This is a genomic window from Polaromonas sp. P1_G2 (assembly GCF_056405515.1).
Genome location: NZ_JBFUBY010001738.1, coordinates 1 through 361 on the forward strand (window position 1 = coordinate 1; position 361 = coordinate 361).

Consider the following 361-nt stretch of genomic DNA (forward strand, 5'->3'; position numbering starts at 1 on the left):
CGTCATGAGTGCATTTCATGTGGTCGCCAATGCGGAGGGGACGATTGTCCGCCCGGAGGTCGAGCAGATCGGCATCCTGGATGTTCTGGACGCGCTCCGCCTGGGCTGGAATGATTTCCGCGAAAAACCATCTCACTATGTCTTTCTCTGCCTGCTCTACCCTCTCGCCGGCTTTGTGCTGATGGTTTGGAGCGCCGGCGCCAATCTCCTGCCATTGATGTTCCCGCTGGCTTCCGGCTTCGCGCTTCTTGGCCCGGTCGCGGCGATCGGCCTTTATGAGATCAGCCGCCGACGCGAGATGGGGCTCGATACGTCGTGGCAGCATGCGCTGGAGGTGCGGCGCTCGCCGGCGATCTTCTCC

General features: G+C 62.0%; 1 protein-coding gene. It reads left to right on the forward strand.

The annotated features are described in order from the left end of the window. Positions 1 to 361: DUF2189 domain-containing protein (locus tag AC1D0P_RS32365; protein WP_477680459.1), on the forward strand; the 361-nt coding region annotated here is incomplete at both ends.